Source organism: Curtobacterium sp. VKM Ac-2922 (assembly GCF_022815645.1).
Classification (GTDB): Bacteria; Actinomycetota; Actinomycetes; order Actinomycetales; family Microbacteriaceae; genus Curtobacterium.
Genome location: NZ_JALGRO010000017.1, coordinates 42,722 through 62,846, shown reverse-complemented (window position 1 = coordinate 62,846; position 20,125 = coordinate 42,722). Strand labels below are relative to the sequence as shown.

The 20,125-nt window shown below is 71.6% G+C and carries 20 protein-coding genes and 1 pseudogene; 12 read left to right on the top strand and 9 right to left on the bottom strand.

Going from position 1 to position 20,125, the window contains the following annotated elements; all coding sequences use genetic code 11:
• Positions 1-74 precede the first annotated feature (74 nt).
• Positions 75-911: a polysaccharide deacetylase family protein gene (locus MT346_RS17170; RefSeq protein WP_243564306.1), complete on the top strand. Its 837-nt coding sequence runs from the start codon at positions 75-77 to the stop codon at positions 909-911.
• Between the two features lie 35 nt (positions 912-946).
• Positions 947-1,312 carry a nuclear transport factor 2 family protein gene (locus tag MT346_RS17165; RefSeq protein WP_243564305.1) on the top strand — a complete coding sequence of 122 codons (366 nt, stop codon included), beginning with the start codon at positions 947-949 and terminating at the stop codon, positions 1,310-1,312.
• Here MT346_RS17165 and MT346_RS17160 read toward each other — a convergent pair.
• The 4 genes and pseudogenes from MT346_RS17160 to MT346_RS17145 form a co-directional block, all read right to left on the bottom strand.
• A complete protein-coding gene (locus MT346_RS17160) occupies positions 1,309-1,941 on the bottom strand; it encodes a DNA alkylation repair protein (protein ID WP_243564304.1) in 633 nt (210 codons plus the stop codon). The genes MT346_RS17165 and MT346_RS17160 overlap by 4 nt on opposite strands.
• A gap of 64 nt (positions 1,942-2,005) precedes the next feature.
• Positions 2,006-2,848: a sulfite exporter TauE/SafE family protein gene (locus tag MT346_RS17155; RefSeq protein ID WP_243564303.1), complete on the bottom strand. Its 843-nt coding sequence runs from the start codon at positions 2,846-2,848 to the stop codon at positions 2,006-2,008.
• A gap of 79 nt (positions 2,849-2,927) precedes the next feature.
• Positions 2,928-3,608, bottom strand: a pseudogene (locus MT346_RS17150) (restriction endonuclease); the annotation flags it as partial.
• 130 nt (positions 3,609-3,738) lie between these two features.
• On the bottom strand, positions 3,739-4,635 hold the full coding sequence (locus MT346_RS17145) for an NYN domain-containing protein (RefSeq protein WP_243564302.1): 897 nt from the start codon (positions 4,633-4,635) through the stop codon (positions 3,739-3,741).
• Positions 4,636-4,890: 255 nt separating this feature from the next.
• Here MT346_RS17145 and MT346_RS17140 point away from each other — a divergent pair, with 255 nt between their 5' ends.
• The 6 genes from MT346_RS17140 to MT346_RS17115 are packed head-to-tail and all read left to right on the top strand — an operon-like array spanning position 4,891 to position 12,626.
• Complete coding sequence (locus MT346_RS17140; RefSeq protein ID WP_243564301.1) at positions 4,891-6,549, top strand: ABC transporter substrate-binding protein; 1,659 nt, start codon at positions 4,891-4,893, stop codon at positions 6,547-6,549.
• Complete coding sequence (locus MT346_RS18525; RefSeq protein WP_243564300.1) at positions 6,546-7,499, top strand: ABC transporter permease; 954 nt, start codon at positions 6,546-6,548, stop codon at positions 7,497-7,499. Before MT346_RS17140 ends, MT346_RS18525 begins: the two co-directional genes overlap by 4 nt.
• Positions 7,500-7,504: 5 nt before the next feature.
• Positions 7,505-8,371 (top strand): ABC transporter permease, encoded by an 867-nt coding sequence (locus tag MT346_RS17130; RefSeq protein ID WP_243564299.1) that lies wholly within the window; start codon positions 7,505-7,507, stop codon positions 8,369-8,371.
• A gap of 8 nt (positions 8,372-8,379) precedes the next feature.
• A complete protein-coding gene (locus MT346_RS17125) occupies positions 8,380-10,257 on the top strand; it encodes a gamma-glutamyltransferase family protein (RefSeq protein ID WP_243564298.1) in 1,878 nt (625 codons plus the stop codon).
• Positions 10,241-11,911: an ABC transporter ATP-binding protein gene (locus tag MT346_RS17120; protein WP_243564297.1), complete on the top strand. Its 1,671-nt coding sequence runs from the start codon at positions 10,241-10,243 to the stop codon at positions 11,909-11,911. The genes MT346_RS17125 and MT346_RS17120 overlap by 17 nt, the downstream gene beginning before the upstream one ends.
• A gap of 7 nt (positions 11,912-11,918) precedes the next feature.
• A complete protein-coding gene (locus MT346_RS17115; protein WP_243564296.1) occupies positions 11,919-12,626 on the top strand; it encodes a GntR family transcriptional regulator in 708 nt (235 codons plus the stop codon).
• 55 nt (positions 12,627-12,681) lie between these two features.
• Here the strand turns inward: MT346_RS17115 and MT346_RS18235 are convergent, their stop codons facing one another.
• From MT346_RS18235 to MT346_RS17100, 3 genes are all read right to left on the bottom strand, one after another.
• Positions 12,682-13,842: a peptidoglycan DD-metalloendopeptidase family protein gene (locus MT346_RS18235; RefSeq protein WP_279397206.1), complete on the bottom strand. Its 1,161-nt coding sequence runs from the start codon at positions 13,840-13,842 to the stop codon at positions 12,682-12,684.
• A 160-nt stretch (positions 13,843-14,002) separates the two neighbouring features.
• Positions 14,003-15,046 carry an NAD(P)-dependent alcohol dehydrogenase gene (locus MT346_RS17105; RefSeq protein ID WP_243564295.1) on the bottom strand — a complete coding sequence of 348 codons (1,044 nt, stop codon included), beginning with the start codon at positions 15,044-15,046 and terminating at the stop codon, positions 14,003-14,005.
• Between the two features lie 10 nt (positions 15,047-15,056).
• A complete protein-coding gene (locus MT346_RS17100; RefSeq protein WP_243564294.1) occupies positions 15,057-15,647 on the bottom strand; it encodes a DUF805 domain-containing protein in 591 nt (196 codons plus the stop codon).
• Positions 15,648-15,767: 120 nt separating this feature from the next.
• Between MT346_RS17100 and MT346_RS17095 the strand changes: the two genes are divergently transcribed.
• A complete protein-coding gene (locus MT346_RS17095; protein WP_243564293.1) occupies positions 15,768-16,208 on the top strand; it encodes an OsmC family peroxiredoxin in 441 nt (146 codons plus the stop codon).
• A gap of 81 nt (positions 16,209-16,289) precedes the next feature.
• Positions 16,290-16,550 (top strand): hypothetical protein, encoded by a 261-nt coding sequence (locus tag MT346_RS17090; RefSeq protein WP_243564292.1) that lies wholly within the window; start codon positions 16,290-16,292, stop codon positions 16,548-16,550.
• Here the strand turns inward: MT346_RS17090 and MT346_RS17085 are convergent.
• Entirely contained in the window at positions 16,528-17,232 is a 705-nt protein-coding gene (locus MT346_RS17085) for a hypothetical protein (RefSeq protein ID WP_243564291.1), read from the bottom strand. The two genes, MT346_RS17090 and MT346_RS17085, sit on opposite strands and share 23 nt — an antisense overlap.
• An 83-nt stretch (positions 17,233-17,315) precedes the next feature.
• On the opposite strand from MT346_RS17085, the gene MT346_RS17080 reads away from it, so the two are divergent.
• Entirely contained in the window at positions 17,316-18,833 is a 1,518-nt protein-coding gene (locus MT346_RS17080) for a threonine/serine exporter ThrE family protein (protein WP_243564290.1), read from the top strand.
• 69 nt (positions 18,834-18,902) lie between these two features.
• On the opposite strand, the gene MT346_RS17075 is transcribed toward MT346_RS17080, so the two are convergent.
• The gene (locus tag MT346_RS17075) at positions 18,903-19,580 is read right to left on the bottom strand and encodes a TetR/AcrR family transcriptional regulator (RefSeq protein WP_243564289.1); all 678 of its coding nucleotides are present in this window, start codon (positions 19,578-19,580) and stop codon (positions 18,903-18,905) included.
• Positions 19,581-19,773: 193 nt separating this feature from the next.
• Here MT346_RS17075 and MT346_RS17070 point away from each other — a divergent pair, with 193 nt between their 5' ends.
• Positions 19,774-20,094: a hypothetical protein gene (locus tag MT346_RS17070; protein WP_243564288.1), complete on the top strand. Its 321-nt coding sequence runs from the start codon at positions 19,774-19,776 to the stop codon at positions 20,092-20,094.
• Positions 20,095-20,125 lie beyond the last annotated feature (31 nt).

Here is a 20,125-nt window from a genome sequence, read left to right as displayed (position 1 = left end):
TGGCCGGTCGGCCATCCGGGATCGTCCTCGGTGCTGATGTGCGGCTCGCCGACACTCGTGAGGATGGTTCGACGATGACCCATCGACCTGCCCGGACCCCGTCCCGACGAGCGCTGTTGTCCGGCATCGGCGGGACGGTGCTCGCGGGGACGCTGGCGGCCTGCTCGGGGACACCCTCGCCGCGTGCCAGCACCACCGCGACCGCGAGGAACGCGACGCCGAGCACGAGCCCCACACGAACGCCCACACCGACACCCACGCCGACCCCGACCCGGCCCGCGCTGCAGCGACAGCCCCTGCCGCACGGCACGGTCACCGGCCTGCCGGAAGGCACACCGGGCATCGCGTGGACGGTCGACGACGGCGCCTCGAGCGAGGTCGTCGAGGCCTACGCCCGGTTCGCCGCCGAGACGGGAACGCGCCTGACCTTCTTCGTCAACGGTGTCCGCCCGTCGTGGACCGACCACGCGGACCTGCTCCGGCCGCTGGTGGCCTCGGGGCAGGTGCAGCTCGGCAACCACACGTGGGACCACCCGGCGCTGACGAAGCTCTCCGACCAGGGGATCATCGACCAGCTCACGCGCAACGACGACTTCATCCAGGACACCTTCGGCGTGAGTGCCAAGCCGTACTTCCGCCCGCCCTTCGGGTACCACGACGCCCGGGTCGATGCCGCCGCCGCCCGTGCCGGGTACACGACGCCGCTGCTCTGGTACGGGTCGCTCGCCGACTCGGGCGACATCACCTCGGACCAGATCGTCGGCTTCGCCCAGCAGTGGTTCCTGCCCGCCCACATCGTCATCGGGCACGCCAACTTCCCCGGCACGATCGGAGCCCTGCCGCGGCTGCACGAGCTGCTGCAGGAGCGACAACTGGCGACCTACACCTTGGACGACGTCTTCAGCCGCTAGGCCCGCACGTCGGCCCCGAGCCGTAGGCTCCCGGCATGTCGACCACCTCCGAGCTCCTCACCGCCAGCCTGTACGACGTCTTCGGCAACCGCGACGCCACGTCCCGACGCCAGGCGATCGAGCGTAGCTACGCGCCCGACGTCGTGTTCCGCGACCCCGACGGATCCGTCACCGGTTGGGACGCGCTCGAGGCCAAGGCCGCATCCCTGATCGACGACGCTCCTGCGGGATTCCAGTTCGTGGCGGAGGGCCACCGGTACGTGTCGGACACGCACGGCGCGCTCGGCTGGGGCTTCGGTCCGGTGGGCGACCCCCAGGTCCGCGGCATCGACGTGATCGAGGTCCGCGACGGCGTCGTCACCAGCCTGACGACGTTCTTCGCCGAGGGGCAGCAGCTCTAGCGGGCGAGCGTCAGCAGCCGCTCGCGCTCCGACGCTGGCAGGTGCTCGGTCGCCGTCGCCAGGGCTCCGGGCGTCAGGAACCGGCCCTGCTGCTCGAGGAACGCCACGAGCGCCGGCTCCGACGCCCGCTTGCCCACCTCACGCAGCACCCAGCCCAGGGCCGACTGCACCACGTCGCCCTTCTCGCGGACGAGTCGACCCGCCAGCGCGAGCGGCACCTCGGCGTCGCCCTGCTTCGCGAACGCCAGGGTCGCCACCACGGCGATGCGCCGCACCCACGGCACGTCCGACTTCGCGAGCGCGAACAGCGGGCCGGTCGACCCGCCCAGCACCGGTGCGCCGACGAGTTCCTCGGCCGCCAGGTCGACCAGCTCCGCCCGGTCGATGCGCTCCGCCCGCGCCGCCGACAGGTACTCGTCGGTCAGCTCCGGGTCCGACCGTTCGCGCATCGCCTGCACGAGCAGCACCACGGCCACCAGTCGCGCGCCCGGGTCGTCGCTCCACAGCAGCGCGGACCGCTCTCCCTCGTCCAGGTCGGCGAACTGCCGCGCCACCCGCCGCGCGGCCGCGACGTCACCCGGCGTCCGTGCGAACGCGACCAGGACGTCCTCGGCGCTCGCACGGCTCATGCGGCGACCACCCACCGGACGCGGGTCGCGTCGTCGACGCGTGCAGAGCCTCCCGGGAGGCCCGTCACCGGTCCGCCACGCCCGTCGCCGACTCGGCGGCGCCCTCCAGACCGCCGGGCCCCGGCTGCGCACCGGCGCGCGCCGAGCGCAGGCCACGGCGCACCACGATCACCGCAACGACCACCAGGAACGCCGCGAACAGCCACGTCCCCACCTGCGGGTCGACGATCCGCGCGAGTGCTGCACCCGCCGGCGAGCAGATCGCCGCCGTGATGCCGACGGTCAGCCCGACACGCAGATCGACCGCGCCCCGGCGCAGGTTGGCGACAGTGCCGGAAACCGTGGTCGGGATCATCGTCAGCAGCGACGTCCCCTTCGCCAGCAGGTCGCCCGCGCCGAGCGCCAGCTCCATGCCCGGGACGATCACGACCCCGCCACCCACGCCGACCAGGCCGGACAGCACCCCGGACAGCAGGCCGATACCCAGCAGCACGAGCGCCTCGACGACCCCGAAGTGCACGTCGCCGGTGCGCGTCGGGGTGTTCGTGAACAACGACACCAGCACCACGGCGATGAACCCGACGAACACCCACGGCAGCACGCGCAGCGAGATCGCGCGGAGCAGCCTGGCGCCGACCGGTGCGCCGATGACGCCGCCGACCGCCAGCGTCAGCGCGGCGAGCCAGTGGACCTCACCCTGCACGGCGTAGGTGACGGCCCCGACGACGGCTGCGGGCGCGATGGCCACGAGCGAGCTGGCCGACGCGCTGCGCTGGTCCATGTGCAGGAAGGCCATGAGCGCCGGCACGACGATGACGCCACCGCCGACACCGAACAGGCCGGAGAGCACGCCGGCCAGCACGCCGATGACGATGAGCACGAGGAGTCTGGCGGTGCGTGAGGTCATCACGTCCAGGGTACGGCGCGGGTACCGCTGCAGCGCGCCGGCGGTGTGCGCGTCCCGAGCCCCTCAGCGGTCGGAACGCTCAGACCTCGTACCGCGCGACCGTGCCGCGCAGGTGGTCGGCGTGCAGGTAGATGTCGTCGAGTGCCTCGATCGGGTGCTTCGTCTCGACCTTGTCATCGTCGAACAGCCCGAGGTACTTCTGCTTCTTGCCGTTGAACCACAGGCGAGCGATGGGCTTCCGGTTGTTGTCGTCGAGCAGCACGGCGAAGTACGACTTCTGGTCCCGGTGCGCGATGCGGTCCGGCTTGACTTCACTGCAGGCGATGGCCTTGACGATCTGGTACCCCTCGAGCTCTTCGAGCGTCGTCTCGATCTCGGTGTCACGGTCGATGTCGTCCTGCGCGACGGCTTCGCTGGTCACGACCCCCTCAGACGCTTCGACGCTCACCGGCGCGGAGTAGGAAGCGCCGAGCGCGGTCTTCAGCCGGTCGTTGACCTGTTCGTTGAGGAACTGCTTCGATGCCTTCGCGACGAGCGTCGTGAACTGTGACCGGACCTCCTGGGTGACCCGGCGGCCTTCGTAGACCCTGGAGGTGAAGAGCTTGACGAACGCCTCGTCCGGTTCGCGGAACTGGCTGGCGATCTCACGCTTGATCGCACCGACGTACTTCAGCTCCTCAGCTGCGTTGATGACCGAGTCGAGGTCGAAGACGTCCTTCGTCAGCTTGCGGAGTTCCGGCAGCAGGGTCTCGTCGATGTCTGCGGGCCGGTGCCGCACTACGCCACTCGAGGTGCCCGCAGCACTGTTGATACGACATGTTCGTTGTGACGCGGTACCGACAGTCGCTACGGTCGAATCACCCCCCGGGGTGCCGTCAGTGGCTAACCGGTCAGGAGCCCCGCTCGCCGAGCGGGGCTCCTGCGTTTCGCCAGCTTCGCGGGCGGGCGAACCCCCCGAGCTCATCCACGAGACGGTCAGGGAACTGACTGTCCCGAATGGTCGCCGGCCGGACGTGCCGGAGATGATCAGGCCGCACCTCGAGCAACGTCCGCGCTGGAGCGTTCTCGGTCGGGACGATCAACCCGATCTCGTGACGGGTCCGCTCTCGCACGAGCCGCAGGGCGTCGACGAAGTCAGAGTCGTTCGAGAGCAGGAGGTACGCGTCGGCAGACCCGCTCATCGCATCGGCGACCATGTGGGCGGCGAGACTGACGTCCGTGCCCTTCTCTTCGATCTTCCGGACCCGGACGCGCTTCGGAGCACCATCGTCGTCCAGCTCGAGCGGCGACACCGCCATCCACCGTTTGTCCGCGCGGAAGGTCCCGAAGTGGACGGAGACGGACGGCAGGGTCCCGAGCGCCCGCAGGTAGGCCTCCTGGTGCTGGGGTGACCGTGGGTCCCTCCCCTCGACGTGTCGCACGCGTGCGGTGAAGTACCGGATCTGCCCGGCGTCGAACGTCGGGAGCAGCCGCTCGCACAGCAGCTCGAGGTCGAGCCAGTTGCGGTCGTGATGGCCCTGCAACGCCCGGCGGAACAAGTTGAAGCCGTCGACGTAGACGAACGCGGTGGGCCGGTCTGAGCGGAGCGGGAAGGGTACCATCGCGCGATCTTGCCGGACCACGCACTGGGGCACCGAACATGTTGTATTCGCGGCGCACACCCGCTGGGACCAGCGGAAGTGCAGCTGCGTCAACGGGGCCTTCGAGGTGCCGTTGATCCGCGTCTCGATGTGCACGTGGGGCCCGGTTGACTGGCCGGTCTTGCCGGACTTGGCGATCTCGGTCATCGACGAGGCAGTGTCCCGAGGGCCCGCAGGTACCGTTCCTGGATCTGCGGCGCTCGTGGGTCGTTCCCCTCGACGTGCCGGACGCGGGCCGTGACGTACCGGATGCCGAGACCGACCTGCGGACAGCCCCGGTTTTACACACTCGAAACACATTGTGTACAAGCCGGTCCGATCACGTGTGATTGTATGCAATCACAGCATCTCCTGAGCGCGATCCCACAAGGAACGCCACAGCCCACCAGCATCAGGAACTCCATGTCCCGGATCAGCTCCCGACGCCGTCGCACGCTCATCGCGCTGCCCGCCGTCGTCATCGCAGCGACACTCGCCCTGACGGCGTGCGTCCCCGTCCAACGCTCGAAGGCCGGCGGCACGACCGCCGGCACCGTCACCACGTCCCCGATCGGCGAGCAGCAGGTCCGCGAGGGCGGCGACCTCGTCATGGCGCTGTCGGCCGAGCCGGACCGTCTCGACCCGACCACGTCGTCGTCGCTGTACACCCGGTACGTCATGGAGACGATGTGCCAGAAGCTCTACGACATCGACGCCGAGGGGACGATCGTTCCGATGCTCGCGACGGCCCTGCCGACGGTGTCCGACGGTGGCAAGACGGTCACGTTCCCGGTCCGGACCGGCGTGCGGTTCGCCGACAACACCCCGTTGGACGCCGCGGCCGTCGTGACGACGCTCGAGCGGAACCTGACGAAGGAGGACTCGAGCCGCAAGAGCGAGATGGGTCCGGTGTCACGGGTCGAGGCCGTCGACGACCGGACGGTGCGGCTGCACTACGACACCCCGTTCGCCCCGATCACCGCGGCGCTCGCGGACCGTGCCGGCATGGTGATGTCCCCGACGGCGCTGCAGCAGGAGGGTGACGCGTTCGGGGACGCCCCGGTGTGCGTCGGCCCGTACAAGTTCGTCAAGCGCGTCCCGCAGACCTCGATCCAGGTCGAGCGCGACCCGAAGTACTACGACCCGGCGAGCGCCCACTTCGACACGATCACGTACCGGATCATCACCGACGCCAGCATCCGCGCCGCCAACCTGCGGTCCGGCGACGTGCAGGTGGCGGACACGATCTCGACCCAGGACGTCGACGACCTGCGGAAGCGGAAGGACCTGAGCGTCCTGCGCGTCGGGTCGCTCGGCTACCAGGGCATCACCGTGAACATCGGCAACCAGGACGGCGTCGGGACGGACCCGAAGCAGATCGACACCCCGTTGGCGAAGCGCGCCGACGTGCGCCGGGCCCTGTCGATGTCGATCAACCGCGCCGAACTCGTGCAGAGCGTCTTCCACGGGTGGGCTGACGTCGCGTGCTCGCCGGTCCCGGACACCAGCGTGTTCGCCACGAAGGCCAGCACGGCCTGCCCGGCGTACGACCCGGACCGGGCCAAGCGGATCCTGCAGCAGGCGGGCGTGCAACAGCCGTTCCCGATCGCGATGGAGGTGACGAACACCCCCGACACCGTCCGCTTCGCCCAGGCGCTGCAGTCGCAGGCCCGGGCCGGCGGGTTCGCGATCACGATCACCCCGGTCGAGTACACGACCCTGCTGGACGACCAGACCCGCGGCGACTTCCAGGCGCTGCAGCTCGGCTGGTCCGGCCGTGTCGACCCGCACGGCAACATCGGCGGGTTCCTGGCGACCGGCGGCGGCAACAACTACGCCGGGTACAGCAACCCCGACGTCGACGACCTGATCGACCGCGCCGCGCAGGCCACCGACGAGCAGGAGCGCGCTGCCCTGTACGGCGAGATGACCGCGATCGTGCAGCAGGACGACCCGATCATCTACCTCTACCGGACCCGGAGCATCACCGGCGTCCGGAACGACATCGCGGGCGTCTCGACGTACGCAGACGGTGTGGTCCGGCTCAGCCAGGCCGCGTTCGTGGAAGGCGGCAGCAAGTGATCCGGTACGTGACCACGCGGCTCTGGCAGTCCGCGATCACCCTCGTGCTCGCGTCGATCGTGGTGTTCGTCGGGGTCCGGCAGCTGCCCGGCGACCCGGCACTCGCACTGGCCGGCGAAGAGGCGAGTCCCGAACGCCTGGCGGTGGTCCGCCAGCAGCTCGGCCTCGACGACTCGATCCTCGTGCAGTACTGGCGCTTCGTCGTGAACGCGCTGCAGGGCGACTTCGGTCGCTCGACCCGCACGGGCACCCCGGTCACCGAACTCCTGGGCGGCACGCTCCCCGTCACGCTGTGGCTCGCGCTCTACGCCATCGTCGTCGCGGTCGTCGTCGGCGTCGCCCTGGGCACGATCGCCGAGCGGTACCGCGGTCGCTGGCCCGAGTGGATGGCGAACGCCGCTGCGCTGGTCGGCCTGTCGGTGCCGAACTTCTGGCTCGGCATCCTGGCGATCGTGTGGCTCGCCGCCGGCCTGGGGTGGTTCCCGGCGTCGGGCTACGTCCCGATGACGACGAACCCGGCGAGCGCGATCTCCCACCTGACCCTGCCGGCGCTCATCCTCGGCACCTCGCTCGCCGCGGTCATCATGCGACAGACCCGCGCGTCGATGATCGAGACGATGAAGACCGACTTCGTCCGCACCGCCCGCGCGAAGGGCCTGAGCCGGGGCCGGGTGCTGTTCCGGTACGGCCTGCGGAACTCGATGATCGTGGTCGTCACGATCGTCGGCCTGCAGCTCGGCGGCCTGATCTCGGGCGCCGTCGTCACGGAGCGCATCTTCGCGCTGCCGGGCTTCGGCAAGCTCACCCTCGATGCGGTGTTCACCCGCGACTACCCGGTGATCCAGGCCGTGGTGCTGGTGATCACCGTCGGGTACGTGCTCATCAACCTGGCCGTCGACGTCCTGTACTCGGTCATCAACCCGAAGATCCGCGTGGGAGGCACCCAGTGACCGCCGTGACGACCACCTTCGACCTCGGTTCCAGCCGTGGCCGCGTCTGGAAGCAGGTGCGGGCGAACCGGTTGGGCCTGACCGGCGGCGTCATGCTCGCCGTCGTCGTGCTGGCCGCGATCGCCGCACCGCTCATCGCGCCGCACGACCCCACGCAGACGCACTTCGACCTGCCGTTCCAGGTGCCGTTCACGGTCGGCTTCGGCCTGGGCACCGACGACCTGGGGCGCGACATCCTGTCCCGCACGCTGTACGGCATCCAGGTCTCGCTGATCGTCGGAGCCCTGTCCGTGCTGGTGTCCGTCGTCGTCGGCACTCCACTCGGCCTACTCGCCGGGTACTGGCGGTGGCTCGACGCGATCATCTCGCGCCTGACGGACGTGGCGCTGGCCTTCCCGTTCCTGATCATCGCGGTCGGGCTCGCTGCCATCAGCGGTCCGAGCCTGTCGAACGCGGTCATCGCGATCGGTGTCTCGCACGTGCCGGCGATGATCCGCATCGTCCGCGGCGAGACGCTCCGGATCACGAGCGCCGACTTCGTCACGAGCGCGAGGACGCTCGACGCCGGCGGCGCGCGGATCATCGTGCAGCACGTCCTGCCGAACTGCCTGTCCGCGATCATCGTGCAGGCCACCGTGATCATGCCGGTCGCGGTGATCGGCGAAGCCCTGCTCTCGTTCCTGGGGCTCGGCATCCAGCCGCCCACGCCGAGCCTCGGCATCATGCTGTCCGACGCGCAGCAGTACCTCGGCCAGGCGCCGTGGGCCGCCGTCGTGCCGGGTGTCGCGATCGCCGTGATCTGCCTCGGCTTCAACCTGTTCGGGGACGCCCTGCGCGACGCCCTCGACCCGACCGCCTCCGACCGGAAGTAGCACGCACCATGAGCTCCAACCCCGCCTTCGTCGAACCCGGTGTCGAGACGACGAGACCGGACCTGCAGGGCACGTTCGGCATGGCCGCCGCGACGCACTGGACCGCAGCATCCACCGCACAGTCCGTCCTGGAACGCGGCGGCAACGCCTTCGACGCCGCCGTCGCGGGTGCGTTCGTCCTGCACGTCGTCGAACCGCACCTGAACGGCCCGGGCGGCGACATGACGGCGGTCTTCGCGACCGCTGCCGACAAGGTCCCCACGGTCCTGTCCGGCCAGGGCCCCGCCCCAGCGGCCGCCACCCCGGAGCACTTCCGATCAGAGGGCCTCGATCTGGTACCCGGTGCCGGTGCGCTGGCCGCTGCCGTGCCCGGCGCCGTCGACGCCTGGTTCCTGCTGCTCCGCGACCACGGCACGTGGGAACTCGCCGACGTGCTGGCGTACGCCATCGGGTACGCGCGCGACGGTCACCCCGTCGCACCGCGCGTGGCCGCGACGATCGCGACGGTCGCGGACCTGTTCCGGGACCACTGGCCCAGCTCGGCCGACCGGTGGCTGCCGGGAGGCTCGGCACCGGTCCCCGGCACCGTCCTGCGCAACGAGACCTGGGCCGCAGTGCTCGACCGGCTGGTCGACGCGGGTTCCGGCACCGACGGGGACGGCCCGGCGGACCGCGCTGCGCGCATCGACGCCGCGCGCGACGCGTGGGCGACGGGCTTCGTCGCTCAGGCAGTCGACCGGTTCGTGCGCGACCCGCACCGCCACGCGTCGGGCACCGACCACGCGGGCGTGATCCGGGCGGGCGACATGGCAGCGTTCCGGGCGTCGTACGAACCGGCGACGACGGCCGAGTTCCGCGGGTGCACGATCGCGAAGACCGGGCCGTGGGGTCAGGGCCCGGCGCTCCTGCAGACGCTGCGGCTGCTCGACCCGCTGGACGACGCGCTGCTCGACCCGTCGACCGTCCGGGGTGCGCACACGATCGTCGAGGCGCAGAAGCTCGCCCTGGCCGACCGCGAGGCGTACTACGGCGACGGCGACGTCCCGATGGACCAGCTGCTCGCCGACGACTACTCCGACGCCCGTCGTGCACTGATCAGCGAGCGGGCGTCGCACGAGCTGCGTCCGGGCACCGTCGGTGTCCCCGCGGGGGCGCTGCCGCCGCTGCGCGAGACCTACACGCCCGGCGGCGAGCCGATCGCCGGCGTCGGCGAGCCCACCGTGCCCGGTGCCCGCGGCGGGACGGCGGCACCCGCCGAGGACCGCGGCGAGCCGATCGTGATGGAGACCGGCGAGACGCGCGGCGACACGTGCCACATCGACGTCGTCGACCGCTGGGGCAACATCGTCAGCGCGACGCCGTCCGGCGGCTGGCTGCAGTCCAGCCCGACGATCCCCGAGCTCGGGTTCTGCCTGGGCACCCGCCTGCAGATGACCTGGCTCGAAGCGGGCACCGCGTCGACGCTGCGCCCCGGCGAGCGCCCTCGCACGACGCTCACCCCGACGCTCGTGCTGCGCGACGGCGAACCCGTCATGGCGCTCGGTTCGCCCGGCGGCGACCAGCAGGACCAGTGGCAGCTGCTGTTCCTGCTGCGCACCATCGTCGGCGGGTACTCCCCGCAGCAGGCGATCGACGCCCCCGCCCTGCACACGACGTCGTTCCCGGGGTCGTTCTGGCCCCGCACGTGGACCCCCGGCGGCCTGGTCGTCGAGGACCGCCTCGGTGACGACGTGATCGCGGGGCTCGAGCAGCTCGGCCACGTCGTCACCCGCGCCGGCGACTGGTCGCTCGGTCGCCTGTCGTGCGTGACGCGCGACCCCGCCACCGGCGTCCTCGGCGCCGCCGCCAACCCCAGAGGAGCACAGGGCCATGCCACAGGACGCTGACGACCGCCGCCCGACCGCCGGGGCCGAACCGGGCCTCCCGACCGTCGTCGTCGACCACGGCGACCCTCTGCTGTCGGTCCGCGACCTGCGGGTCGCGTTCGGCGACCGCGAGGTCCTGCACGGCGTCGACCTCGACGTCCGGCGCGGTGAGCGCGTCGCGATCGTCGGGCAGTCCGGGTCCGGCAAGTCCACGCTCATCGCCGCCGTGCTGCGACTGCTGCCCGGTGCCGGGCACATCACGGGCGGCTCCATCCACCTGGGGTCCGTGGACATCGGCGCCGCGGACGAGTCCGTGATGCGGCCCGTGCGTGGCGGACGCATCGGGTTGGTGCCCCAGGACCCGTCGACGAACCTGAACCCGTCGATGCGGGTCGGCGCACAGATCGCCGACACGCTCCGGGCCGGTGGGATGAAGGGACGGGCCGCGATCCGCGACCGGGTCGTCGCGCTCATGACCGAGGCCGGCATCCCCGAGGCGGCCCGACGCGCTGACCAGTACCCGCACGAGTTCTCCGGCGGGATGCGGCAGCGCATCCTGATCGCGATCGCCCTGGCACGGCAACCCGAACTCCTGATCGCGGACGAACCGACCAGCGCACTCGACGTCACGGTGCAGCGGCAGATCCTCGACCATCTGCAGACGCTCGTCGACCAGCACGGCACCACGCTGCTGTTCGTGACGCACGACCTGGGCGTCGCCGCGGACCGCACCGACCGGATCGTGGTGATGCTCGACGGCGAGGTCGTCGAGCAGGGCGCTCCCCAGGCGATCCTGGGCGATCCGCAGCACGAGTACACGAAGCGCCTGATCGCCGCGGCACCCGCGCTGTCCGGGCTCACGGAGCCGGCGACCGATGCCGGGCAACCGATCCTCGTCGTGACCGACCTGGTGAAGGAGTACCGGGTCCGTGGACGTGGGGCGGGGACGCTCCGAGCGGCGGACGGCGTCTCGTTCCAGGTCCGCCGCGGCACGACGACCGCGGTCGTGGGCGAGTCCGGTTCGGGCAAGACGACGGTCGCTCGGGTCCTGCTCGGGCTCGAGGCCCCCACCTCGGGCACGGCACTGGTCGACGGGCACGCGATCGGGACGGCTCGCGGTGCCGAACGACGGGCGATCCGGCGCCGCGTGCAGCCCGTGTTCCAAGACCCGTACGGGTCGCTCGACCCGACCTCGACCATCGAGCGGATCGTGGACGAACCCCTGCGGGTGTTCGGTGTCGGCGACCGCGCCTCGCGGACCGAACGCGTGGCGACGCTGCTCGACCAGGTCGCCCTGCCCCGGTCGGTGGCACAGCTGCGGCCGAACGAGCTGTCCGGCGGGCAGCGGCAGCGCGTGGCCATCGCGCGGGCGCTCGCGCTCGAGCCCGAGGTGCTCATCCTGGACGAGGCGGTGTCGGCGCTCGACGTGCTGGTGCAGGAGCAGATCCTGGCGCTGCTCGAGGACCTGCAGGACCGCCTGGGTCTGAGCTACCTGTTCATCACGCACGACCTGGGGGTGGTCCGGCGGATCGCCGACGACGTCGTGGTGATGCGCCGCGGGACGGTCGTCGAACGGGGCTCGGTCGCCGACGTGTTCGACGACCCGCAGGAGCAGTACACGCGTGACCTGCTCGACGCCATCCCCGGGAGGGGTCTCGCCGAGGCAGTCGCGTGAGACGCTGGTGCACGTGCTGAACGGTGGCGGGGTCCTCGACGCGATCCGTCGCGACATCGTGTCGGGCGCCCTGCAACCGGGGACCCGGGTGACGGAGGCGTTCCTCTCGGAGCGGTACGGCGTCTCACGGGTGCCGGTCCGCGAGGCGCTGCGAGGGCTCGAGGGCGAGGGCTTCGTGGTGTCGCGGCCGAACGTCGGGTCACGGATCGCCGAGATCCCCTTCGACGAGGCCGACGACCTGTTCGCCGTCCGTGAGTCCCTCGAGATCGCCACGGCGCGACGGGCAGCGGTCCGCGCCCGGACCCTGTTCGACGGAGACGCCCCACCATCGGACTGGTGGCGGGTCCGTCGCGCACTCGGTGCCGTGCTCGACGACGGGGACGCCGCGGTGGACCGGGACGAGCTCGACCTGCTCGTCGACCTCAACGAACGCTTCCACCTGCTGGTCGCCGAGTTGTCCGGCAGCAGCACGCTGGCGACCCTGCTCGTGCAGCTGTCCCGCAAGATCGAGTGGCTGTACGCGCTCGACACGTCCTCGCGTGGCAAGCGGCTGTGGCCGGACCACCGCCGGATCCTGGCCGCCATCGACGCCGGTGACGTCGACCAGGCGGCGGAGCGCATGGGGCGGCACGTCCGCGAGAGCCGGATCGGCTACGCGGCCAGGTCCTCGTCCGACCGCGCGGCCGAGCTGCGGACGGCCGGCCCGACGGCCTGACGGTCGGACAACCGGACGGCCCGACGGCCCGACGGCCCGACGGCCCGACGGTCGGCTAGCGGAACTGCAGGACCGTCAGCGGGTCGGTCAGGTTCCCGTTCACCCGGACCTCGACGTGCACGTGCGGTCCGGTCGACTGCCCGGTGTTGCCGGACTTCGCGATCTCCTGCTCGGCGCGGACGGTCTGCCCGGTGGACACCTCGATCTGACTGAGGTGCGCCGTCAGCACGGTCGTCACGCCGTAGGTGACCACGACGTAGTTGCCGTACGAGGGGTCGTTGGCGACGGTCTTGGACACGGTGCCCGGCGCGGACGAGTACACGGGCGTGCCGATGCCGACGGCGGCGTCGGTGCCCTGGTGGTAGCGCGGGACGTGTCCGGCGCCGCGGTCGTCACCGTAGCGGCCGCTGATGACGCGACTCACGACGGGCCACTGCAGCGTGGTGACCGCGCGTGCGGACCACACCCGCGTGCCCGCCTTGCCGTACAGCACGATGTTGCCGTCGACCTGCAGCAGCAGGGTCCCGCCGCCGGCGCGGTGGGTGCCGGTCGACCAGATGGCCTTCTTGTCGGCGCGGTAGACGACGAAGTTGCCGTCCGTCTGCATCGCCGCCCACGCGCCCGGGTTGTTGTTCGTCCGGGTGGACCAGGTCGGCTTGCCGTTCGTGTACTGCACCAGGTTGCCGTCGGGCTGCATGGTGACGACCTGCGCCGTGCTGGCGCTCGGCCGGAGGGTCGTGCCCGCGAGCAGGACCGATCCGGCGGGGACGCGACTCTGGAACGACGCGATCGACCACAGCACCTGCTTCGCCGTGTTCATCGACCGCATGGTGCCGTCGGGACGGACGCCGAAGTCCAGGCCGCGCGTGGTGCTCGTGCCCCACTGCTTGAACGCCCTGCCACCGAGCTGGAGCGTCATCACGCCATCCGTGCCGAAGACCGCCACCGCGCCGGGCTTGTTCGCCGTGTCCGACGCGTAGAGGACGACGTTGCCCACCCCGTACTCGACCAGGTTGCCGTCGCCCTGCATGACGAGGCGGAACTGTCCGTTGTTCGAGGTGACCTGGTCACCCGGGACGAGCGTCGTCCCCGCCTTCATGGTGCCCACGTGCGTGGTGGCTGCGTGTGCGGGCGCGGCGACGAGCGCGCCGGTGAGGGCGACCGCCATCGCGGCGACGGCGGTGACGGCCCTGGTCCAGATCGTGGTCCTGCGCATGGTTCCCCTGCTCCCGCGGAGAACGGCGCGGGCCGCCGACCCGCAAGTGGGTCGTCCGACGCGCCCTGTTCGCGTCGCCGAACGATCGTCACAAGTGCACGCGATCGCCCACAGCCCCAGTTGCGGGGGTGGCACGCGGGCCGCAGACGTGCAGGCGCGGTCAGGCCGAGGGGACCACGACCGCGCGCCCGGACAGCTCGCCGGCCTCGAGCTTGCGGTACGCCGCGAGCGCGTCGTCCATCGCGTACCGCTCGACGTCCGGCACGATCTGACCCGCGCGGTACATCGCGACGACCTCGTGCAGGTCCTCGATCGTGCCCCAGTACGTGTTCGTGATGGTCGACTCGTACGGCGTCGAGAAGAAGTTCCACGTCGTCGTGCCGCCCGCGATGCCGACGACGGTCAACCGCCCGCCGACGGCCATCGACGCCTGGGCGACCGTGATCGTGGGCGCCGCGCCGACGAAGTCGAAGGCCGCGTCGACACCCCGCCCGCCGGTGAGCTCACGGATGCGGTCGGCCTGGTCGGGGCCTCCGGGGACGGTCAGCGCTCCCCGGGCGGCGGCGCGGTCCATGGCGTCCTGCTTCATGTCCGTCGCGATGACGGTCGCCCCGGTCAGCGCGGTCAGGATCTGCACGGCGATCTGCCCGAGGCCGCCCAGGCCGACGACCAGGGCGAAGCGTCCGCCACCGGCCAGGTTCGGCAGGGCGTTCTTGATCGCGTGGTACGGCGTCAGACCGGCGTCGCTGAGCGGTGCGGCGGCGATCGGGTCCGCATCTCCGAGTGGCACGAGGTTGCGAGCGGGCACGGCCACGTACTCGGCCATCCCGCCGTCGCGCCCGAGTCCGATGCCGGCCGCCGGGTTGGTGGCCGCGTTCACACAGTAGGTGTCCTGCCCCTTCGAGCAGAAGGTGCAGTGGCCGCAGCCGGTGGGGCCGTAGACCAGGTGGGCGTCGCCCTCGGTGAACCCGGTCACGCCGTCACCGACGGACTCGACCCACCCGGAGTTCTCGTGTCCCAGGACGAACGCGGGTGCCTGGGCCCCGGGCTGCCCCTGCTGGAACTCGCGGTACACGGCGACGTCGGAGTGGCATGCGCCAGCACCGGCGACCTTGAGCAGGACCTCGCCCGGACCCGGTGTCGGCTTCGGGACCTCGGTCAGGGACGGGAAGGTCTGGTACTGCTCGAAGACGACTGCACGCATGCGCGTCACGCTACACCTGTCGTTTAGTCCGAGGCGTGCGGAGACCGGACCGGAACGCGTCGGCCAGGCTCGGGTCGAACCGCGCGCCACTCGACCGGGGCTCGCGGAGGACCATCACGACCAGGACCAGCCAGCCGATCGGTCCGGTGAACACCAGCAGCAGGATCCACAGCCCGGTGTGGTCGCGGTCGTGCAGCCGGCGCACCAGCAGCGTCCACCGTGGCAGGGCGGTCAGTGCCAGCCCGACGATCACCACCGTGTCCCACGGGTTCGGTGTGACCCGGACCCCACCGCCGAAGCCGAACTCGACGCCGCGAGACGGATCGCCGAGCAGTGCGAAGTGCACGGCCGGCGAGGGCACGATGCCGAACGGGTCGCCGTACGCGTCCCAGCGCCAGGGCGTGCCCAGCCAGATCGGCAGACCGACCAGCAGCACCACCAGCACGAGTTCGGGCACGAGCGGCCACAGGAACTCGGACCGGCTGGCACGCCCGTGGAACCGCCACCCCTGCGTCCAGAACCGGGCCCACGCCAGCAGCGGCCCTGTACCCCGGACAGCGCCGGGCACCATCGCGCGTTCGCGGAACGTCCACTCCCCCATGCCGCGATCGTAGCGAGACTGCGTCTTCGCCGAGAACGGCTTGCGAGAACGGTCGTTCTCCGATTGACTCGGCTGCGACGGACCCGCTCGGGTCCGCACCCCCACACGAAAGGAGCGCCCATGCCCACGCGCACCGCTCGCACCGCCTGGAACGGCGGCCTGAACGACGGCTCCGGCCAGGTCGAACTCTCCAGCTCCAAGGTCGGCACCTACGACGTGTCGTTCCCGAAGCGCGCCGCCGAGGACGCCGGCGGCACGACGAGCCCGGAAGAGCTCATCGCCGCCGCGCACTCCGCGTGCTACGCCATGCAGTTCTCCGCGGTCCTCGGCGAGGCCGGCGGCACGGTCGAGGCCCTCGACGTCAAGGCCGACGTCTCGCTCGGCCCGGACAGCGCGGGCGGGTTCAAGCTCACCGGCATCGTCCTGACCGTCCACGGCGAGGTCTCCGGCATCGACGAGGCCGCCTTCCTCAAGGCCGCCGAGGACGCCAAGGCGACCTGCCCCGTCAGCAAGGCGCTGACCGGGGTCGACATCTCGCTGAACGCGACGTTCGAGCAGTAGTCGTCACCACCTGACGCAACAGGAGGCTCGGTGCCGGCTGGCACCGCGCCTCCTGTTGCGTCGGTCGGTACGCTCGAGAGCATGACGGCCCGCCCCCGCCCCTGGACCCACGTGACGCTGTGGCTCGGCGTCGTGGCCGTCGTCGCCGGTGTGGTCGTGGCCGCGACGGCGCCCTCGTCACCGGCGTCGTTCGGCTGGTACGCGTACGCGCCCTTGTCCGGCTCCGCCTTCGTCGCCGGCAGGACGCCCTGGCAGCTGTGGACCGGCGTCGGCCTCGCCGTCGTCGGTGCGGTCGCCGCCGCGTTCGCCTCAGGGCGGCTCAGCGTCCGTCCGCCGCGCTGAGCCGGGCGTCCGCCGCGGCGATCGCCTGACGCATCCGCTCCGCGTCGCCGTCGGGCCACCCACCGGACCCGGCCAGCGGCAGCTCGGTCATGAACCGTCGGCGCGCCGCGGGGAAGGCACGGACGACGCGGTCCGGGTCCTCGAGCACCGTGCGGTACAGGTTCGGTCCGTCCGCGTAGTACGGGTCGGTCAACACGAGTCGACCGTCCGCACCCCGCATCACGTTCGCCGGGTTCGAGTCGAGCGGGCCCCACCGCGGCTGCTCGGCGGCACCGCGTGCGTGCACCTGGCGCACGTGCCCTGCCAGCTCCGCGACCTCGGGAGCACCCGCGGCGACGGCGTGCAGGAACGTCGACGCTTCCGGTTCGGGAACCGGGCCGAGTGGCTCCATCAGGGTCAGGTCGCCGCCGCCGTCCAGCACGCGGTGGCCGAACAGTGCCGGGACCTGCCCGGTGTCGGAAGCCTGGCGGTAGAACATCGCTGCGTACGGTGCGGCGGGGTCGAACGGGCTGATCCGCGCGACGACGGAACCGTCCGGCGAGCGCAGCGCCCACGCCCAGTCGCCGGTGCCGCACGGCGTCCACCCGGCCGCTCGAAGCGACGCGTCCACGTCACGGTGGGTGGCCCCGGGATCGAGCTCCTGCAGCAGCGCGCGGGCGGTCTCCGTCGACGTCGATGGCATACCCGACACGGTAGGGCATGCGTCCAGGCCGGGTGCAGGACGCGTGGATGACGCATGCGGCGGACGCCAGGCACAATGGCGTGATGCCCGATCCGCTCCACCCTGTTCCCCGGACGGGCCGGCCCCCTCGTCCTCCGCACCGTGCTCGCGCGCGCAATGTCGCCCAGCACGACCTGCGCGACATCCGCGCTCGGCTCCGTGGCTCGATCTACGAGCACGTCGAACCCGACCGGCAGGCCGCCGCGCAGTACACCGCGGTGCAGATCGTGGACTTCTGTCTCGACGTCGCCGAGGTCATGCTCGCGTCGGGAGCTGACACCCGCAGCGTCGAGATCGCCCTGGTGGCGGTGGCGACGAAGTGGAACCTGGCGCCGCTCGAGCTCGACTTCACGGGCAGTTCGGTGACGATCCAGTACGCCCCCGCCGAGGGTCCGACCCTGGTCAAGATCCGCACGGTCCGCTCGGACGGGTCCGACCTGAACCGACTGGCGTGGGCGAACCAGATCGTCGACGACGTCATCCACGACGAGCGCGACATGACCTCGGCGGTCAGCGCCCTGGTCGCGGTGCTGCGGATGCCGCCGCGGTGGCCGATGTGGGTCGCCGACGTGGGGTTGTCGATCCTCGGCACCTCGGTCGCGATGCAGGCCGGTGGCGGGTGGCGTGCGGGCGTCGGCGCCTTCGTGCTCATGCTCGGCATCATCGTCTCCGGGCGCTGGCTGACCGGACGCGGGTACCCGCAGTTCTTCGTGTCCGGCGCGCAGGGCGCCGTGGCGTCGGTGATCGGCACCCTTGCGATCGGCGCCGGGGTGCTGCAGCCGGCGGGGGCGGCCACGATGGTCGCCGCCCTGGTGGTGCTGCTGCTGCCGCACGTGTCACTGGTCACCTGGGCACAGGACGCCATCTCCGGCTTCCGGGCGATGGCGGTCGCCCGGGCGTTCTACATCGGCCTGGTGATCGCCGCGATCGTCGTGGGGGTGCCGGCCGGCATCGCGCTGACGACGTGGTTGCACCTGGAGATCGACCCGTCGGGCATCGTCACGCAGACACTGCCGCTGTGGGCGTCGCTGTCGCTGACGGTCGTGTCGGCCGGCGCGAACTGCTTCGTGCAGCAGGCGAGCGCGCGGGTGATCCCGGTCGCGGTCGTGTTCTCGGTGGCCGCGGGCGCGTCGCTGTGGGGGCTCCGCCAGCTCGGGATCCCGCTGCTCGGCGCGACCTTCGTGGCGGCGGTGCTGCTCGGTGTGCTGTCGACGTACGCCGCGGTTCGGATGCGCACCGCGGTGTCGGCGATCTCGGTCCCGGCGTTCTGCGGCGCGCTGCTGCCCGGTGTCGCGGTGTCGAACGCGCTGCTGAACGTCATGTCGGGCAGCTCGAGTGCCGCGCTGGACTTCGTCGCGGCGGTGTCGGTGGCGCTCGGCATCGGCGCCGGACTCGTGCTGGGCGGGCTCTTCGCGACCCCGGGGGCACGACGGGCCCTGCGCCGGACGCGACGGGTCGTGGTGCACTCGGTGCACAACGACACCACCGCGCTGCGGGTCATCCGCGACAGCGGGTACGACCCCGGCAACGGCACCGTGCCGCGGCTGCCGCGCACGCACTGAACCGTGCGGGCGCGCACCGTGTGCAGCGGGCGGACGACGCGAGCGCCCCGCGTCTGCGCCGCAGGCGGACTACAGGTCCCAGCCGTCGTCGGACCACGTCGACAGCCGACGGACGGCCTGCGGCTGGTACCGCTCCATCCACCCGCGCTCGAGTCGGCCGACGGCCCGGTCGAACGCCGGCACCAGGTCCAGGTCGGCACGCAGCAGTGCCTGCAGCTGCAGGCCCTCGTACAGGGCAATGAGCTGCTCGGCGCCGCGTCGGGGTTCCATCGTGTGCGGCGCGCGTCCGACGGCGACGTCGTGTTCGAGCCCGCGCTTGATCTGCGCGAAGAAGAGCTGGTAGCGGGACCGCAGGTACGACGACATCGGGTGTGCGGGGTTCCCCGCGACCGACAGCAGCGCGACGAGCAGGCGCATCAGGGCCGGGTCCTCGGCGTTCGAGGCGACGATCCCGCGCAGGAGCTGCACGGTGCTGCCGTCGCCGACCTCGCGCGTGACCTCGTCCATCCGCGCGCCGTTCCACCGGTCCAGCGCGGCGAGCACCAGGCCGTCCCACGACGGGAAGTGCTGCTGCAGTTCGTGCACCGTGATGTCGAGCCGCTCGGCGACGGCGTCGGGCCGCGCCTCGTGGAACGGCACGTCCCGGAGCAGGTCGACGGTGGCCCCGACGATCGTGATCCGCAGGTGCAGGGTCGCGGCCGCTGCGGCGGCTGCCGCGGTGTCCGCGCTGGTGTCCTCGAGCATCATGCCCTCCGTCGATCCGGGACGGCGGGTCGACTTCAGTGGGACCCGTGTCCGATCGCGGACGTCCTGTCCGCATCCCTCAGCCTGACGTGTTCCGGGGCGCAACAGAATCCCCGGTACGGGGGTCGGCATTCTGGAGGACAGGACGGTCGTGCGCACCTGGCGTGTTCCCGGTCGGCTGTGTGACGATGCCGGCATGACCCCGGACCACCCCACCGCCCAGGGCCTGGCGACCATGGCGTCCGCCGGCTTCGAGTTCGGCGGCGACCCCGACCAGGTCGCGCACGACGTCCGGACGATGTGGCAGCAGCTCGGACGGCCGCAGGGCGCGTTCGAGGCGGCCGCGCAGGCGATCGCCGTCCTGCCGCAGCGACCCGAGGTGCCGGTGGCCGCCCAGGCCGAACGGCGGCGCCTCGAGCGGGCGTTCGGCATCAACCCGGTCGAGGTCGAGCTGGCGGCGGCGCTGTCGGCCCGCGAGCTCCTCGAGCGCCTGGCACGGAGCTGCAGCGTCGGCTGACGCGCCACGTCGGCACCACACACCGGACGGG

What these genes read in the sequence shown, in the direction of transcription:
- MT346_RS17170 (WP_243564306.1), top strand. Translation starts at nt 75, where the DNA reads ATGACCCATCGACCTGCCCGGACCCCGTCCCGACGAGCGCTGTTGTCC.
- MT346_RS17165 (WP_243564305.1), top strand. Translation starts at nt 947, where the DNA reads ATGTCGACCACCTCCGAGCTCCTCACCGCCAGCCTGTACGACGTCTTC.
- MT346_RS17160 (WP_243564304.1), bottom strand. Translation starts at nt 1,941, where the DNA reads ATGAGCCGTGCGAGCGCCGAGGACGTCCTGGTCGCGTTCGCACGGACG.
- MT346_RS17155 (WP_243564303.1), bottom strand. Translation starts at nt 2,848, where the DNA reads ATGACCTCACGCACCGCCAGACTCCTCGTGCTCATCGTCATCGGCGTG.
- MT346_RS17145 (WP_243564302.1), bottom strand. Translation starts at nt 4,635, where the DNA reads ATGACCGAGATCGCCAAGTCCGGCAAGACCGGCCAGTCAACCGGGCCC.
- MT346_RS17140 (WP_243564301.1), top strand. Translation starts at nt 4,891, where the DNA reads ATGTCCCGGATCAGCTCCCGACGCCGTCGCACGCTCATCGCGCTGCCC.
- MT346_RS17125 (WP_243564298.1), top strand. Translation starts at nt 8,380, where the DNA reads ATGAGCTCCAACCCCGCCTTCGTCGAACCCGGTGTCGAGACGACGAGA.
- MT346_RS17120 (WP_243564297.1), top strand. Translation starts at nt 10,241, where the DNA reads ATGCCACAGGACGCTGACGACCGCCGCCCGACCGCCGGGGCCGAACCG.
- MT346_RS18235 (WP_279397206.1), bottom strand. Translation starts at nt 13,842, where the DNA reads ATGCGCAGGACCACGATCTGGACCAGGGCCGTCACCGCCGTCGCCGCG.
- MT346_RS17105 (WP_243564295.1), bottom strand. Translation starts at nt 15,046, where the DNA reads ATGCGTGCAGTCGTCTTCGAGCAGTACCAGACCTTCCCGTCCCTGACC.
- MT346_RS17100 (WP_243564294.1), bottom strand. Translation starts at nt 15,647, where the DNA reads ATGGGGGAGTGGACGTTCCGCGAACGCGCGATGGTGCCCGGCGCTGTC.
- MT346_RS17095 (WP_243564293.1), top strand. Translation starts at nt 15,768, where the DNA reads ATGCCCACGCGCACCGCTCGCACCGCCTGGAACGGCGGCCTGAACGAC.
- MT346_RS17090 (WP_243564292.1), top strand. Translation starts at nt 16,290, where the DNA reads ATGACGGCCCGCCCCCGCCCCTGGACCCACGTGACGCTGTGGCTCGGC.
- MT346_RS17085 (WP_243564291.1), bottom strand. Translation starts at nt 17,232, where the DNA reads ATGCCATCGACGTCGACGGAGACCGCCCGCGCGCTGCTGCAGGAGCTC.
- MT346_RS17080 (WP_243564290.1), top strand. Translation starts at nt 17,316, where the DNA reads ATGCCCGATCCGCTCCACCCTGTTCCCCGGACGGGCCGGCCCCCTCGT.
- MT346_RS17075 (WP_243564289.1), bottom strand. Translation starts at nt 19,580, where the DNA reads ATGATGCTCGAGGACACCAGCGCGGACACCGCGGCAGCCGCCGCAGCG.
- MT346_RS17070 (WP_243564288.1), top strand. Translation starts at nt 19,774, where the DNA reads ATGACCCCGGACCACCCCACCGCCCAGGGCCTGGCGACCATGGCGTCC.